The organism is Clostridium sp. BL-8 (assembly GCF_002006495.1).
Classification (GTDB): domain Bacteria; phylum Bacillota; class Clostridia; order Clostridiales; family Clostridiaceae; genus Clostridium.
This window is the reverse complement of sequence record NZ_LZZL01000073.1, coordinates 1-17,343: the sequence shown is the minus strand read 5'-3', so window position 1 is coordinate 17,343 and position 17,343 is coordinate 1. Positions and strand designations below refer to the sequence as shown.

Here is a 17,343-nt window from a genome sequence, read left to right as displayed (position 1 = left end):
CCCTCCTAATTTCCTTTAATTTCTTGGAATGTTTTTATTAATGCTTCATCCTCATCACATCCAAGATTTTTGTACTTTTCAACAGTTTCTAAAACTCTCTTATAATCCTTTGGAATTATCTTGTGGAATTTAGATTTTTCTGTTTCAAAGTTATATAATATCTTATTTCCTTTAGGAGAGCCTGTAACTTTCACATGTTCTTCAATTAAGCTCTTTAATTCTTCTTCATCGTCTATATCTAACTCTTCTAATAAAATCATTTCTTCATTTAAGTTAATTCTGAAGTTTGGATCTTCTTCATATATATAAGCAACTCCACCACTCATACCTGCTGCAAAGTTAATACCTGTTTTACCTAAAACAACAACTTTTCCACCAGTCATGTATTCTAATCCATGAGCACCAACACCTTCAACAACTGCTGTTGCACCTGAATTTCTTACACAGAATCTTTCACCTGCAATACCATTTATAAATACTTTTCCTGAAGTCGCACCATATAAAGCAACATTTCCTATTAAGATGTTATCTTCAGCAACAAAAGTCGATTTCTTTGGAGGATATACAATAAGTTTACCACCTGATAATCCCTTACCAAAGTAGTCATTAGCATCTCCTTCAATTTCAAAAGTTAATCCCTTTGGAATGAATGAACCAAAACTTTGACCTGCTGCACCATTACACTTAATAGTAATAGTATCTTCTGGTAATCCTTCTGTACCATGTACTTTAGTTACCTCAGATCCTAAAATAGTTCCAAGAGTTCTATCGGTATTAGTTATATCAACTTCTAAGTTTGTCTTTTTACCTTCAGTTATAGCTTCCTTACATTTATCTAAGAATAATTTTTCGTCCATTACTTTATGTAACTTAAAATCATACTTCTTAGTTGAATCAAATTTAACAACTTTACCTTTATACTTATCTGGAGTATAAAGTATAGAGCTTAAATCAATACTCTTAGCTTTCCAGCCGTGAGCACTCTCTTTTTGCTTAAGCTTATCTACTCTACCAATCATTTCATCGAGTTTTCTAAATCCAAGCTTAGCCATGATTTCTCTAAGTTCTTCAGCTATAAAGTACATAAAGTTAACAACATATTCTGGTTTTCCTTTAAATCTCTTTCTAAGTTCTTCATTTTGAGTTGCCACACCGACTGGGCATGTATCTAAATTACAAACTCTCATCATAACACAGCCAAGTGCTACAAGCGGTGCAGTTGCAAATCCAAATTCTTCTGCTCCAAGAAGTGCTGCAATGGCAACATCTCTTCCACTCATTAATTTACCATCAACTTCAACTCTAACTCTTTCTCTTAAATCATTAAGTAATAAAGTTTGATGAGCTTCAGCTAGTCCAAGCTCCCAAGGAAGACCTGCATTTTTGATTGAGTTCTTTGGCGATGCACCAGTTCCTCCATCATATCCTGAAATTAATATTACTTCTGCTCCACCTTTAGCAACTCCAGCAGCAACAGTTCCAACTCCACATTCAGAAACTAGTTTAACAGATACTCTAGCACCAGTATTTGCATTCTTTAAGTCGTAAATTAATTGCGCTAAATCTTCTATTGAATATATATCATGATGTGGCGGTGGTGATATAAGCCCAACTCCTGTAGTTGAATGTCTAGTCTTAGCAATCCATGGATATACCTTAGTTCCAGGTAGTTGTCCACCTTCACCTGGTTTTGCTCCTTGTGCAAGTTTTATTTGAAGTTCATCAGCATTTACTAAGTATTCTGAAGTTACTCCAAATCTACCAGATGCAACTTGTTTTATTGAAGATCTTCTTGAATCTCCGTTTTTATCTACTGTCCATCTGTCTTTATCTTCTCCACCTTCACCAGTATTAGATTTTCCACCAATTCTGTTCATTGCAATAGCTAGAGCTTCATGAGCTTCCTTAGAAATTGATCCATAAGACATAGCTCCTGTTTTAAATCTCTTAACTATTTCTGCTACTGATTCAACTTCATCTAAAGGAATTTCATTAGAATTATAATTGAAATCTAATAATCCTCTTAAAGTTATTTCAGCTTTTTCATCATCTATTAATGAAGTACATTCCTTAAACAATTCATAATTTCCTGTTCTTGTTGCTTCTTGAAGCTTATGAATAGTTAATGGATTATATAAATGCTTCTCTTGATTTCCTTCACCAGATCTTAATTTTTCATATCCAGGTGAATCTAATGAAAAGTCAGCTGCATAAGTCTTCTCTCTAAATCCTTTTTCATGATTTATTTCTGCTTCTTTTTGTATTTCTTTTAATCCAATTCCATCAATTCTGCTTATAGTATTAGTGAAGTATTTATCTATAACTTCTTTTCCAATACCTATAGCTTCAAATATTTGAGCTCCTTGATAAGATTGTATTGTCGAAATACCCATTTTAGAAAGAATCTTAATTATTCCTTTAAGTACAGCTTTGTTGTAATTATAAACAGCCTTATCATATTCTACATCAAGTAATTTTTCTTCAATTAGTCCTCTCAAAGACTCATAAGCCATATATGGATTTACAGCAGATGCACCAAATCCAATCAATGTAGCAAAGTGATGAATTTCTCTTGGTTCTCCACTTTCTAATACTATTCCAACAGATGTTCTTGTCCCTTTTTTAACCATATATTGATGAAGTGCTGATACTGCAAGCAATGATGGAATAGGCACTTTAGCTTCGCATACATTTCTATCAGATAATACTAATACAGTATATCCTTTTTCATATGCATCCTGTGCTTTTTCAAACATTTCATCTAAGGCATTTTCTAAAGAACTACCTTTATCAAATACGATATCTATAACTTTTGCTTTTAAATTTCCGTCATTAAGTGTTTTTATTTTAGCTAATTCTTCATCATTTAATATTGGTGAATCAAGCTTTAACATTTCACAATTGGAAGGCTTGTCTTCTAATATATTTCCTTCTGGTCCTAAATAAACATTAGAAGCTGTTATTATTTCTTCTCTAATTGCATCTATAGGCGGATTAGTTACTTGTGCAAATAATTGCTTAAAATAGTTAAATAGTGGTTGAGATTCTCTAGATAATACTGCAAGTGGAACATCTACCCCCATTGCTGCAAGTGGTTCTGCTCCGCTTTCAGCCATTGGAAGCATAGTTGTCTTAACTTCCTCGTATGTATATCCAAATGTCTTTTCTAATCTTTTTCTAGTTTCCCTATCATACTCAATTCTAAGCTTTTTGCTATCTTTTATTTTATCTAATGTAACTAAATTTTCCTCTAACCATTCTCCATATGGATGTTCAGCTGCATATTCCTGCTTTAACTGTTCATCATCTATAACTTCTTTTTTAACTGTATCTACAAGAAGCATTCTACCTGGTTTTAATCTATCTTTCTTTTCTACAATTTCAGGAGGCACATCTAAAGCACCAACTTCTGAAGAAAGAATTAATCTTCTATCTTTAGTAATATAATATCTTGACGGTCTTAGACCATTTCTATCTAAAACTGCACCAACTTTTTCACCATCTGTAAATACGATAGCTGCTGGACCATCCCATGGTTCCATTAGTGTAGCGTTATATTCATAAAAAGCTTTCTTTTCTTTACTCATAGTCTTACTCTTATACCATGGTTCTGGAATTGCCATCATAACTGCTCTAGTTAAGTCCATACCATTCATATATAAGAATTCTAAGTTATTATCAAAGATCGCAGAGTCTGATCCTTCTTTATTTATAATAGGTAATACTCTGTTTAAATCTTTTCCAAGCGCTCTAGATTTTACATTTGTTTCTCTAGAATAAACTTTATTTACATTTCCACGAAGTGTATTTATTTCACCATTGTGGATCATAAATCTGTTAGGATGCGCTCTTTCCCAGCTTGGGAATGTATTAGTACTATATCTTGAATGTACTAATGCTAAAGAGGTTTCAACTCTTTCATCGTCTAAATCCTTATAGAATTCTCTAAGTTGTGTAGATAAAAGCATTCCTTTATACACAATTGTTTTTGATGAGAAAGATGCAATATAAAAAGTTTCATTTAAGAATTTACTTATCCATCCCGCTCTTTTCTCTATATTTCTTCTAACAATATATAAATTTCTTTCAAAATCTTTTCCTGGTTTTATGCCATTAGGTCTCTTTACAAAAGCTTGCATTATTGCAGGCATAGCTTCTAAAGATGCTTTTCCAAGTATTGAAGAATTTGTTTGAACTTCTCTCCACCCAATCAGTTCAAAATTCTCATCTTTGCATATATCTTCAAAAAGGCTCATAGCTTCTTTTCTTGCCTTCTCTTCCTGTGGTAAAAATACCATTGCAACTGCATAGTCGCCTTCATTACCAAGAGTTAACCCCTTTGCTTTCAATTCTTCTTCAAAGAATTTATGAGGTATGTTGAATAATACTCCTGCGCCATCTCCTGTATGCTCATCAGCGCCTGTCCCACCTCTATGCTCTAATTTTTCAAGTATAGTTAGGCAGTCTGCTAATATATCATGAGATTTTTCACCATCAATGTTAACTATTGTCCCAATTCCACAAGCATCATGTTCAAAACATGGATTATATAGCCCTTGTGCATTTGGATTATTATTTTCCATTTCAATTCCCCCTGTAATAATATATTTATTTGCACATTATTCCTTTGTTTTAAATCAAATAGGTGCATATAATTGGTTTTACTTTAAATATGTTCCAAATACTCATTTATAGTAAAACAACGAGTAAAAATATCCTTTTACGATATAGTTACTCGCATATTTACTGTAATTTACAAATTATTCTGCTTCACTCAATATTAAACTAGCAATATCTTTCATCCTTTTCCCAGAATCCATACTTATCTTCTGCATATACCTAAATGCTTCATTTTCTGTAAGTCCCGACGTTGCCATAAGATGACCCTTAGCCTTTTCTATAAGCTTTCTGTCTTCTAAAGTATGCTCTAATTTTTCTACTTGTGCTCTTAGCTTCTTAATTCTCTTTTTGCTTTGAAATATTAGATCAATAGCATTAGTCAGTAGTACATTAGAAATTTTAGTGCCAATACAATATATATCGGTATCTTCCTCTATAAATGATTTATATGGTTCATTTACAATAGCTAAAAAGCTAGTATAATCCACTAAATTTTCATAAACATCTAGTAAGCTCATATCTTTAAATTTATATCCAACTAAGACTAGGTCCGGGGAATATTGCATAACTAATCTAATCAATTCATTTCCTGAAGTACATAAAGCCAGTATTTCATAGCCTTCTTGTATTAGTAAACTCTTTAATTTCTTTGCAGTCTCAATATTGCTTAGCGCTATAATAAGTTTTCCATTTTGAGCCATCGCAATCCCCACCTTAAATTAGTAAATAAACATTACTAGATTAATATTTATTAAGATAGTTCTCTATTTCCCAATCATGAACTTTGGTTCTATAATCATCCCATTCAGCGGCTTTTCCAGCAATATAGTTAGTGTAAATATGTTCTCCTAAAGCTGTCTTAGCTAATTCACTTTCTTCCATAAACTTAACTGCTTCATATAGATTGTTTGGTAGATTATCAATTCCATTAGCTTTTCTTTCATCATCAGTCATAGCGAAAATGTTTGCTTCTATTTCATCTGGTGGTGTTAAATTATTCTTAATTCCATCTAAACCAGCTTGTAGAAGTACTGCTAATACTAAGTATGGATTAGAACTTGGATCTGGACATCTAAGCTCTACCCTTGTTCCAGCGCCTCTTGCAGCTGGCACTCTTATTAATGCAGTTCTGTTTTTGCAAGACCAAGCTAAGTAAACTGGTGCTTCATATCCTGGTACCAATCTCTTATATGAATTAACTAGTGGATTAGTTACTGCTGCAAGCCCCTTAACATTCTTTAATAAACCAGCAATAAATTGATAAGCCACTTTACTTAATCCATTTTTATCATTTTCATCAACGAAAGCATTCTTTCCATCTTTGAATAATGACATATTAACGTGCATTCCTGAACCATTGATTCCAAAGATCGGTTTAGGCATAAATGATGCATGTAGTCCATGTCTTTGAGCAATAGATTTAACAACTAACTTAAAAGTCATAATGTTATCAGCTGTAGTTAAAGCATCTCCATACTTAAAGTCAATTTCATTTTGACCTTCAGCAACTTCATGATGAGAAGCTTCAATTTCAAATCCCATTTCTTCTAAAGCTAAAGTCATATCGCGCCTAGCATTTTCTCCTAGATCAGTAGGTGCTAAATCGAAATATCCACCTTTATCTTGAGTGTTAGTTGTTGCATTTCCATTTTCATCTGTTTCAAACAAGAAAAATTCACATTCTGGTCCAACATTCATTGAATATCCAAGCTCAGCCGCATCTGCTACAGCTTTCTTTAAGATATATCTTGGATCTCCTTCAAATGGTGTTCCATCTGGTCTGTAAATGTCGCAAATTAATCTTGCAACCTTACCTTGTTGTGGTCTCCATGGAAAAATTACAAAGCTGTCTAAGTTAGGTCTTAGATTCATATCTGATTCTTCAATTCTAACAAAACCATCAATAGATGATCCATCAAACATGCACTCATTATTTAGTGCCTTTTCTAATTGCTTATCAGTAATTGCTACATTTTTTAATGTGCCGAAAATATCAGTAAATTGAAGCCTTATGAATTTCACTCCATTTTCTCTTACTAAGTTAATGACATCTTCCTTTGTGTATTTTGCCATTTACACTCCCCCCTTTTCTTAAAAAAAAGCGCACAATAGAGATATATACCATCTATTGAACGCCTTTGCTCAATTCTTTTAATAATGAAATTATATAATAATATTTATTTCAAATCAAGTGATTTTTTAAAAAAATAAATATTTTTATATCAAAAACTTTAAATAATAAAGAAATAAATATCATTTTCTTTATTATTTAAATAAAATGATTAGAAATTGGAAATCTTTAAGTTACAACTTTTCTGCATATAAAACAAAATATAACATAAATTATTTTATAGCAAAAAAATAAACGAAATCACTGCGAATTATTCATTCCATGACTCCGTTGTCAAAAGTTATCTAAATTTATATCTTCATTATACAAATCAAATTTAACCATGTCAATCAAACTGTAAAATCACTTCATGAATAATGTTAATTTTTTTTCACATATTTTAAAGGCATTCTATATTCTTTTTTTATTATTAGTTCCATCCAATATTTATTATGCATTTTTTTACTTACAATTATACATTATTAAAGTATTAGTATTTGAATTAAGGCACAATCAAATATATAGTAGGTCTCTTTGCCAGTATATTTTCATGTTCCTAAAGTATTCTCAATAATTAACTTGAACATTTTTAGATAAATTGCTACAATCTTATGTGTAAATTTATAAAAAAACATAAAAATATGGGGGCTATGATTATGAACACAATTGTAACAAAATTTGGTGGAAGCTCACTAGCAGACGCTAATCAATTCAAAAAGGTTAAGGATATAATATTTTCTAATAATGAAAGAAAATATGTAATTCCTTCAGCACCTGGTAAAAGAAATTCTAAGGATTCAAAGATAACTGATCTTTTATACCTTTGCCACGCCCATGTTTCTACGGGAATAGCTTTTGATGATGTTTTCAATCACATAAAAGACAGATATTGTGGTATTGTTAAAGATTTGAATTTGGATTTTGATATTGAAAAACATTTAGATATTGTAAAAAAAGATCTTGAAGAAGGGGCTTCAAGTGATTATGCTGCAAGCAGGGGAGAATACCTAAACGGACTAATACTTGCTAATTATTTAAATTTTGAATTTGTCGATGCTAAAGATGTTATGGTTTTTGATACAGATGGTTCACTAGATGCTGAGGCTACAAACTCCGCTCTTAATGCCAAACTATCAAAAATATCTAAAGCTGTAATTCCAGGATTTTATGGGGCAGATTGTGATGGCAATATAATAACATTTTCAAGGGGTGGCTCAGACGTAACAGGCGCATTGGTCGCTGCAAGTGTAAGTGCTGACCTTTATGAAAACTGGACAGATGTATCTGGCTTTTTAATGGCAGATCCTAGAATAATTAAAAATCCAAAGCCAATAAGCAGAATAACTTATTCTGAACTAAGAGAATTATCTTATATGGGTGCTTCAGTACTTCATGAAGATGCTATATTCCCAGTAAGAGAAATTGGAATTCCAATAAATATTAAGAATACAAACAGACCACAGGACGAAGGTACTTTTATAGTTAAGGATTGTGATATTTCAACTAACCCAACTACTGTAACTGGTATTGCAGGCAAAAAAGATTTTACAGTAATCTCAATAGCTAAAGCTTCAATGAATTCAGAACTTGGATTTTGTAGAAAGCTATTATCAATTCTTGAACAGCACAATATTTCCTTTGAAAATATGCCTTCTGGAATTGATACAGTATGTCTTGTTATTTCAGATTCTCAGCTAAAACATAAAAAGGATGCTGTTATAGACGAAATTAAAAGAACATGTAACCCTGATACAATAGAAGTTCATCCAAACTTGGCTATGATTGCAACTGTTGGACGTGGAATGGCTAAGCAAATGGGAACTGCAGCAAAAATCTTCACAGCTCTTTCAGATGCCAAAGTAAATATAAGAATGATTGATCAAGGTTCTAGTGAAATGAATATTTTAGTCGGTATTGAAAATGATGATTTTGAAAAAGGAATTACTGCAATTTATAATGCATTTAATTAAAATATATAAATAAAAATAGACCAGTATGCTGGTCTATTTTTATTTCATGCTATATTCTTATTAGGCATTATCAATTAAATAACAAATCCGCTTGAAAGGCTATTTGGGACTCGTTATTTATTTTCATGTGCCTTACTTTTCTACTAGTCAATTAAAATATTACATAACTTCATCAGTTTTTTTTGCTTTACTTCTAATAAATTCAATTATTATAGGCAATATTGAAATTAATACTATTGCAATTATCACCAATTCAAAGTTATTTTTGACTACTGGAATACTTCCAAAAAAGTACCCTAAAACTGACACAACTAATACCCACAGAACGCCTCCAATTGCATTAAAAGAAATAAATTTCTTATAGCTCATTTCACCTATTCCTGCCACAAATGGAGCAATTGTTCTTACAATAGGTATAAACCTAGCAAAAATTATGGTTTTACCGCCATATTTCTCGTAGAATTTATTAGTTTTATCAAGATGTTCTTGTTTTATGAATCTTCCGCTTTTTAAGATTTTATGACCAAAGAGCCTTCCAATTTCGTAATTTGATGTATCTCCAAGAATAGCTGCAATCATCAAAATTCCTATAAGCATATATATATTGAGCGTTCCAACAGATGCTAATGCTGCTGCTGCAAAAATCAAAGAATCTCCAGGCAAAAATGGTGTTATCACTAATCCTGTTTCTAAGAAAATTATAATAAATAACATCAAATACGTTTCAATTCCATAATTTCCAACAACAGCTGCTAAATACTTATCAAGATGTAAAAATATATCTATTATATTCATTTGTTTCCTCCCATATGCAAATATAACATTTACATTTTATTAAGTTGTTTATCATATGTTATTATATCGTATTAATAAAAAAAGTAAAATTAAGATTTTATTAAAAATAAACTTTATAATCATTTTTAATTTTTTTATCATTATACATTCTTTTATCAGCTATCCGCATAAGTTGACCTAAATCCCTTCCATCTCTCCCATATACCGCATAGCCTATACTTATTTGTGTCTTTTCTTTCTTAAAAATCTTCGTTACTCGATCTTTAATATAAAAAATAATTTTTTCTACTTCTTTTTCACTTACATTTCCTAAAAATGCAACGAATTCATCTCCGCCTGTTCTTCCGATAAATCCATTCTTGCCTATCTCCTCTTTTATAATTGTAGCAGAATCAGTTATATACTTATCACCTTTTTGATGTCCAAAATTGTCATTTATCATTTTAGTTTTATCTAAATCAAATACTATAATATAAAAAAATTTCTGGGTTTTACTCTTTCTTTTAAATAGCTCTTCAAACCCCTTTCTATTATACAAGCCTGTCATCGCATCTTTATTAGCGCTTTTATTAAGTTTAAAAATAATTTTAACTATGTGATTGCTCCATAATATCATATATGCACCAAATACAATTGCTCCTGCTGTAAAACATGTTGTAATCACATTATGTATTATATTTATATTTAATAAATTAGATATCATATCAAAAAATGAGGCAACTGAAATCAATCCAAAACCACTAATCATAAATGCTGATAACAATTTCTTCTGTCCAAAGTTTTTTAGAACCTTTAAGTTTATCCACAACATGTATATAAAAAGAAACGTTACTGCAGCAAATACAACTATCTTTCTCAGTTCAACCATAAACAATTCATCCTTTCTATCTATTCTTTTATTTTTATATTATAAACAATTAATCTTCATTGATTTAAACAATATATATACATGTATCTCTTTTATTTCATAGAATAATTCAACTTCCTTTTAAAGGTATATCTAACCATAAAAATAATAAAAAATGTTATTGCTATATAGGTACCAATAATTAAATACGGATCCTTATATTTAATTAAAATTTTATGTTTACCTTCTGGCACCGTAATGAAAAAATTAATGTTATTTATAGGTTTAAGCTCAACTTTTTTTCCGTCAACATAACCTTCGAAAAAAGGATTATATATGTTATTAAAAATTATCTTATCAGACTGTTGTAAATTAACATTTAATTCAATATTATTAGTCGTTACTTTATAATTATCGCTTTCAACTTGCTCGCCACTTGAATTAAAAACCATAGGATATGCCTTTTCATCATAAAATACAACTCTATATTCATCTTCATATTTCTTTACAATTCCATAAGCATTTAGCTTTTCTGAATATTTATCCGCTTTACTTTTAGGAACTATATACCATTTAACTGCAGCTTTTCTAAAGTAATCTATTTTAATTGAATCATTCTCATTTACTATACCAGTAAAATTCAATCCAAGAGCAGCATCTAAATTTGCTTGAGTAATTAATACTTCATAACCCGCAAGATAGTCTAATCCCCAAAGTGTTGCATAACTGAAACCCATTGTAGGTGCAGTCAAGTAATTAGCATTATTTTTAGGAGTAGGGCTCCAAATATCAAAACCAAGTGAAATAATTCTACCTCCAGTTAGCTTATCCTTAAGCTTCTCTTCCAATGGTAATTTATCAGCATGGTGTTCACCAAAGTCCTTATATGGCGTTCCTATATAAAGAAATATAAAATTGAATATTTGAATTCCAATTATTAGGCAGAATAATGCTTTTTTAGCTGCTTCTCTCAATGATAACTGTTTAATAAAATTTGATAAACATATCGAAGCAATTACAATTAAGTAAAAATCCAAAAATAATGCTAGCTTAAATGGCCATCTAAACCGGTTTAATATAGGAATTGAATATATTACTGCATTAAATATCCAATTGGTTGACCATAAAAGCGCTATCAACATTGGTATTATAAAAAACGCTGGATTTACAGAATTCTTTGTGCTTTTCTTTGATTTTATGATGTATTTTTCAATAATTCCAATTACTAGAATAACAATTGGAATATAGCCAATATGTGAAAGATTTATCATATTTCTATATGAAAACTCTGTATTTTCATCAATCTGTAAAAAAGGATAAAACAATCCTTTTACTAATTGATTAATTGGGAAATACTCATCAACAAATACTTCAAAAGGAAGTTTTTCACTTCTCTGATACGAAATAGTCATTAAATGCCACATCGGAAGCAACAGCGGTAATGAAAAAATAAATACATAGATATAGCTTTCAACGTATTTTTTCAAAAAGTTAAAAACACTGGTTCTTTTTTTACCGCTAGGAGTGGAGTATGTTACATTGCAAATTACAGTTATAAATTCAAAAATCACAGAATAGATAAAGTACTGGACATGCCCTGCATAAAACAAGAGTAATCTAACTAATACAGCATAAATCATTGTCTTCAATGTTGGTCTCTTATAAAGGCTAAAGCTAAAAAGCAGCATCCATGGGAAATATGCAGCTACAGCTGCAACAACTACCCACGAGTTTGAAACATAAATAACAAAGCTGCTTAACGGCCAAGTTAAACCGCCAAAAAAAGCCGCTTTATGATCATTTCCAAAAAATTTTATTAATTTATAAAAACCGACCGCCCCTATCATCAAATGTATAATCACCTGAATGTCAATAGCTGCGAAATAATGTCCAAAAACATATTTACTTAGAAAAACAGAAAAATAAGTAATTGGATACAATGCTGCTGTTTGTCCAATTGCCAAAGATGGAATTCCTAAAAATTGGTGAAAATTATATAAGGGAAGTTCTCCATTTAAAATACTTTCATAATTATGAACAAAATATGGAAGATATGAATCTCTATTATCATCCTGAAGAAAAAAATATGGATGTTTATATTCAATAAACACTAATGATGTCAATACTAAAAATACTAATGCCAAAGGATAAGCAAAACTGATTAATCTTTCATATCTTAAATTCTCTTTCAAACTATTAATTTCAGTTTTCTTTATTATATTTTTATTACATATCATTTTTAATAATTTCATCATTATTATCTCCCTTTTTATTGGCCTTCAACTGTTCTTTTAATTCATATGCTGTAAATTTTGTTTCTTAATTAAAAATTTTAAAATTTAAAACTCAGTAAATAAGATCTCTTCCAAATTAATTTTTCTAAACTTTTAAATTTAGGGATCTATCTCTTTTAAATTCTGAAATTGGTCCATGATATCTTTTTTAACATAAACCGGATAGTTATAATCAATTACTTCAGTTTTCCAAATATATGATCCTTTCGCATCGTATACACAAACATAATCTTTATAGCTGAGTGAATTTCCAAATAAAATTTGTAAATCAGGATATCCTATTATAACATCAGGAAAGCCAATTTCTTTCCACGCCTTAATATTTTCATCATTGTTTCCTACCTTGTGAATTATAAAACTCTTATTAGGTAAATTATTATTAAAATTATAATATATATTTGTATTGAAATATGGTAATGCAGCAATACTACCAATCTGATTTGTATCCATTACTATCTTTTTAGTTTTATTATCGGTATGCTGTTTCCATTGGGCCATAATATTATATTTATCTAAATTGTTTTCTTTAATAAACGCTGCTAACTCTCTACCGTCTCCATACGGAACGTATATATCATTTACAGATGCTGTTATAGTCCAAATCATGGATACTAAAATTACAATTCCAAATAAAATTTTTGGAATACGCTTTAATAAAACAATGTCTGATTCTTTTTTAACTAACCTATCTAAAAACTGAAAGCTAATACTTTCCTCTTTTTTATCTTCCAAACAAATCCAAATCACAAATAAGAAAAATTCTGTAATAATTCCAATATGATGTGTATTAAAATATATAAATGTAGAAAAAACTCCAATAAAAATATACGGTACCAATAATACTAGTAATTTATTATTTCTTTTTGTAAACCCGATCAATAAAAGACTAATTATACTACTCCCAACAATACCTAATGCAGATTCGATATTTATTCCAAGCTTGGTCGTTGAATAATTACATATATCTAAATATGTTGCATCTCCAGGCAATACAAAAAACATATAAATAAATCTATTTATATAATCATTATTTTTTACTATACTATTAATTGCATATGTGTCAGGCTTAGGTATAATGCTTATTACTAGAATTAGGCTATATACAAATAATATAAGTAAAGCAAAAAAACGCTTATCAAAAATAATTTTTTTAATACGATTTAATGAGAAGTCTTTATCAAATATTTCAAACAGCCAAACCACTGCAATCCCTGCAGAAAGTATTATTCCATAAGCACTAGCACTACAAAGAATACCTAAAGTTATTATAAATCTAAATGGATTAGTTTCTTTGGTTTTATAGAAAATAGAACAAAGAACAAATCCAAGCATTAATACACAATAAGGTCTGCTTATTACACCATACTGGTAGAAAAAGAAATATGTAAACGGTATCGTTAATCTAACTATTCTCTTAAATGGTGATTTAAAAATAAACAATCCCATTGCAATTGAACAAAATGTTAGTGATATCAACTTTATACTTAGTTCAAATGATGCACCTGACTTAGCGAATGGTAAGAGTATTAAATGCCAGATAGGAGGATGTCCCTCATAATGGGGTAATACAAATAATATCTCTTTTAATGATGCATCTCTTGCAATTAACCATGCCTGCGCTTCATCAAACCACGGCTCGTGATAATACATGATTACAATCATAAATATTATATAAAATATTAACCCAATAATTTCTGGTATATATTTATTAACTCTTTTTTTAATTACCATATTGTCCTCCTGTTAACTAATCTTAACTTCATGATATTCTTCTTCAGTATTAACATCCCAAATTTTAACCTTGTTAGTTCCATTATTCATATATGAATTTACTGCTTCTATTGCTGTCAGCATCGAATGATCCATATTGTTATATCTATGTTGTCCATTTCTCCCAATGCAATATAAATTATGAACACCATTTACATAATCTTTTATGCAATTGAAGTTTTTATAACTTCCAAAATATGCAGGATAAGCTTTTTTTACTTTTATAATAGTTGAATCTAAAACATCATCTTTATTTATTATATTAATCTTACATAACTCGTCTATAGCAAAATTAATGAATTCTTTTTCACTCATGTTCCACATTTCATCATTCTCATTGCAAAAATACTCCATACCTATCCAAATAGTATTTTCTAAATCATCAACTAAATATGGTGACCAATTATTAAAAATTTGTAATCTTCCTATTTTAACATCTCTTTCCTGTATATATATCCAGCAGTCAGGAATAATATTTGAAATTGTTTTAATTTTAGTTTTATTTTTTAATTGCAATTTGTTAAGCAATAATCCTACTGTGATAAAATCCCTATATGGAAGGTTTTCCGCAGTATTCATTACTTCTTGTGTTGTATTGCTGCCAAAAGATTTTATTAAATCTTTAATAGGCATTGAAGAAAATACTCCATCAATATTTTTGTATTTTAATGCTTTTCCATCAATACTTTTTGTTGTTAATTCTATTATTCTATTATTCTTTATCTCCATTGAATCAACTTTTGAATTTAAAATAATTTTACCACCCATTTTTATTATCTCCTCAGCCATTACTTCCCAAAGCTGCCCTGGCCCCTTCTTAGGATAATAAAATTCTTCTATTAAAGAAGTTTCACATTTTTTATTTGAGCTAAATGACTTTGTTAAAAAAGACCAAATAACTTTAAATAAAGATAATCCCTTAACTCTTTGTGCTCCCCAATCAGGTGAAATTTTAGAAGGATGAACTCCCCATAATTTTTCTGTATAATCTTCAAAAAACATTTGATACAATGGTTGTCCAAATCTATTTATATAAAAATCCTCTAAAGAAAGCTCTTTTCTTTTTATTATACAGGCTCTAATGTATCCAACTCCTGCCTTAATTGTTCTAACCAGTCCCATATTATAAAAAGTTCGAAAACTCAATGCGATAGGATAATCAAAAAAATTTCTAAGATAAAATATTCTTGAAACTCTCCTTCTTTTCAATAAAACTTTTTCATCTTTTTCTGGATTTGGGCCACTATTTTTTAAATTCACTTTTCTATCCAATATAATATCATCTTTAGATGGATAAGCTTGAATAGGCATTAATTCTCTCCAGATGTTCATAACTTTTTCATTCTTAGTAAAAAATCGATGTCCTCCAAGATCCATACGATTATTATTGTAAATAGCTGTTCTTGAAATTCCTCCAATGAATTCTGATTCTTCAATTATAATTGGTTTAATATTAGTATTTTTTAATAGTTCATACGCGGCAGTAAGACCTGCTGGACCTGCTCCTATTATAATAACCTTTTCCAAATGCTCTCCTCCTCTAAATAATATGTGAAGCATATCTATTTGAATATTAATATCTTTCTTGCAGTATAGTTCCAAACTAACACTATTATTGCAACTATAACCTTAGTGAACAAATAATTCATATTAAGGAAATCCACACCTACATACATTCCTGCTTCAGTTAAGAATAATCCAAGTATTCCTATTATGAGAAATAAAAACAATGACAAAGCATTCTTTCCCCTATTTTCTTCTATTGCACCTCTAAATACAAAGATTAATGAAAAAATATAATTAAAGATTAATCCCGCTAAAAATCCCAAAGCAGTAGAAATATAAAGACCTATATGACCCAATTCTAAAAAAACCTTTGTTTTACATAAATATAAAGTTAATGTATCTAGACAAAAAGCTGCTCCACCCACAAAAATGTATTTGATAAATTCATTAATAATTACTTTAGTCTCCATTTAAAACAACTCCTGTCTCCTCTTTTGAATATAGTATTTAAATTAAGTTATACGCATCAATTCCTAATATATTTCTTTATTGTAATCTTTTTACTGAATTTATCAAAAAATTAACAGACCAATAAGCACGTCTATATCTCATCATGCAGTTTTTGGTCTGTCAATTTTTTCAGGTCTATTTTATATGAAAGTTGATTAATTTTACATTTCTAATATATAAAGTTGGCTAGTATTAAGAAAAGTATCTTGTCTTATAATTATACTGTTTAAAACAAATCAATTTGTACTTCTATTATTTTTCTTTAAAATAAATCAGGCTTAGCTCCTATAGTTAATGTAACCTTTTTAGACGTTGTTTCATCTGCTTGTGCAATCACATCAACTTGTCCGCTTTCTATTGGATTAATAGTATATGTTATTAAATACTTTTTACCTTTTTGCATTGTAAGCCCTGCGATATTTCCACTATCATCAAGTGTTAATGGTGTTGAATCGCCAATTTTGCCATTATCTGAAATCTCATATTCTTTAAAGGATGTATTATCCACTTGGATCTTTCCTGTATCTCTTACACTCCAATTTATTTTTGGATTTGATGACTCCGCATCAACTGTCATGGCCATTGTTGCAGGAATTCCATTAGTAACGCTATTACCACCTGCTATATCGGTTCCAGTCCCACTGTATATACCATGCTCTATAATACTACTAGGTCCTGCTGTATCTATTATTAAATTTACTGTATTTGATACTCCGCTTGTATTTCCTACTGCATCTGCTTGGGTTGCTGTTATTACATGATTCCCGTCTATTAATGCTGTTGCTACAGTCATGGTCCAGTTTCCATTACTATCTACTATTGCTGTTCCTATTACCGCACTTCTATCATACACAGTCACTGTATCTCCTGCCTGACCAGTTCCACTTATTGTTGGCTTATTGTTACTTGTACTTGTTCCAT

The 17,343-nt window shown here is 30.0% G+C and carries 11 protein-coding genes; 1 reads left to right on the top strand and 10 read right to left on the bottom strand.

Annotation, left to right across the window (positions count from 1 at the left end; translation table 11 throughout):
• Positions 1-5 precede the first annotated feature (5 nt).
• From gltB to glnA, 3 genes are all read right to left on the bottom strand, one after another.
• Entirely contained in the window at positions 6-4,583 is a 4,578-nt protein-coding gene (gltB, locus tag CLOBL_RS20805) for a glutamate synthase large subunit (protein ID WP_077860778.1), read from the bottom strand.
• A gap of 177 nt (positions 4,584-4,760) precedes the next feature.
• Positions 4,761-5,321, bottom strand: coding sequence for an ANTAR domain-containing protein (locus tag CLOBL_RS20800; RefSeq protein WP_009172053.1), 561 nt, complete (start codon positions 5,319-5,321; stop codon positions 4,761-4,763).
• A 40-nt stretch (positions 5,322-5,361) separates the two neighbouring features.
• Complete coding sequence (glnA, locus tag CLOBL_RS20795) at positions 5,362-6,693, bottom strand: type I glutamate--ammonia ligase (RefSeq protein ID WP_077860777.1); 1,332 nt, start codon at positions 6,691-6,693, stop codon at positions 5,362-5,364.
• A 693-nt stretch (positions 6,694-7,386) separates the two neighbouring features.
• Between glnA and CLOBL_RS20790 the strand changes: the two genes are divergently transcribed.
• The gene (locus CLOBL_RS20790; protein WP_077860776.1) at positions 7,387-8,700 is read left to right on the top strand and encodes an aspartate kinase; all 1,314 of its coding nucleotides are present in this window, start codon (positions 7,387-7,389) and stop codon (positions 8,698-8,700) included.
• Between the two features lie 159 nt (positions 8,701-8,859).
• Here the strand turns inward: CLOBL_RS20790 and CLOBL_RS20785 are convergent, their stop codons facing one another.
• From CLOBL_RS20785 to CLOBL_RS20755, 7 genes are all read right to left on the bottom strand, one after another.
• Complete coding sequence (locus CLOBL_RS20785) at positions 8,860-9,495, bottom strand: DedA family protein (protein WP_077860775.1); 636 nt, start codon at positions 9,493-9,495, stop codon at positions 8,860-8,862.
• 100 nt (positions 9,496-9,595) lie between these two features.
• Entirely contained in the window at positions 9,596-10,363 is a 768-nt protein-coding gene (locus CLOBL_RS20780) for a GGDEF domain-containing protein (protein ID WP_077860774.1), read from the bottom strand.
• Between the two features lie 92 nt (positions 10,364-10,455).
• A complete protein-coding gene (locus tag CLOBL_RS20775; protein ID WP_143323920.1) occupies positions 10,456-12,597 on the bottom strand; it encodes a YfhO family protein in 2,142 nt (713 codons plus the stop codon).
• A 138-nt stretch (positions 12,598-12,735) separates the two neighbouring features.
• Complete coding sequence (locus tag CLOBL_RS20770) at positions 12,736-14,367, bottom strand: hypothetical protein (RefSeq protein WP_077860772.1); 1,632 nt, start codon at positions 14,365-14,367, stop codon at positions 12,736-12,738.
• A gap of 12 nt (positions 14,368-14,379) precedes the next feature.
• Positions 14,380-15,933, bottom strand: a complete 1,554-nt coding sequence (locus CLOBL_RS20765; protein WP_077860771.1) for an NAD(P)/FAD-dependent oxidoreductase — start codon at positions 15,931-15,933, stop codon at positions 14,380-14,382.
• Between the two features lie 35 nt (positions 15,934-15,968).
• The gene (locus CLOBL_RS20760; RefSeq protein WP_077860770.1) at positions 15,969-16,382 is read right to left on the bottom strand and encodes a GtrA family protein; all 414 of its coding nucleotides are present in this window, start codon (positions 16,380-16,382) and stop codon (positions 15,969-15,971) included.
• A 302-nt stretch (positions 16,383-16,684) separates the two neighbouring features.
• A partial coding sequence (locus tag CLOBL_RS20755) for an Ig-like domain-containing protein (protein WP_143323919.1) occupies positions 16,685-17,343 on the bottom strand: 659 nt, incomplete at its 5' end.

Coding starts and splice junctions, on each gene's coding strand:
- CLOBL_RS20760 (WP_077860770.1), bottom strand. CDS start 16,382: ATGGAGACTAAAGTAATTATTAATGAATTTATCAAATACATTTTTGTG.
- CLOBL_RS20800 (WP_009172053.1), bottom strand. CDS start 5,321: ATGGCTCAAAATGGAAAACTTATTATAGCGCTAAGCAATATTGAGACT.
- CLOBL_RS20770 (WP_077860772.1), bottom strand. CDS start 14,367: ATGGTAATTAAAAAAAGAGTTAATAAATATATACCAGAAATTATTGGG.
- glnA (WP_077860777.1), bottom strand. CDS start 6,693: ATGGCAAAATACACAAAGGAAGATGTCATTAACTTAGTAAGAGAAAAT.
- CLOBL_RS20790 (WP_077860776.1), top strand. CDS start 7,387: ATGAACACAATTGTAACAAAATTTGGTGGAAGCTCACTAGCAGACGCT.
- gltB (WP_077860778.1), bottom strand. CDS start 4,583: ATGGAAAATAATAATCCAAATGCACAAGGGCTATATAATCCATGTTTT.
- CLOBL_RS20775 (WP_143323920.1), bottom strand. CDS start 12,597: ATGATGAAATTATTAAAAATGATATGTAATAAAAATATAATAAAGAAA.
- CLOBL_RS20780 (WP_077860774.1), bottom strand. CDS start 10,363: ATGGTTGAACTGAGAAAGATAGTTGTATTTGCTGCAGTAACGTTTCTT.
- CLOBL_RS20785 (WP_077860775.1), bottom strand. CDS start 9,495: ATGAATATAATAGATATATTTTTACATCTTGATAAGTATTTAGCAGCT.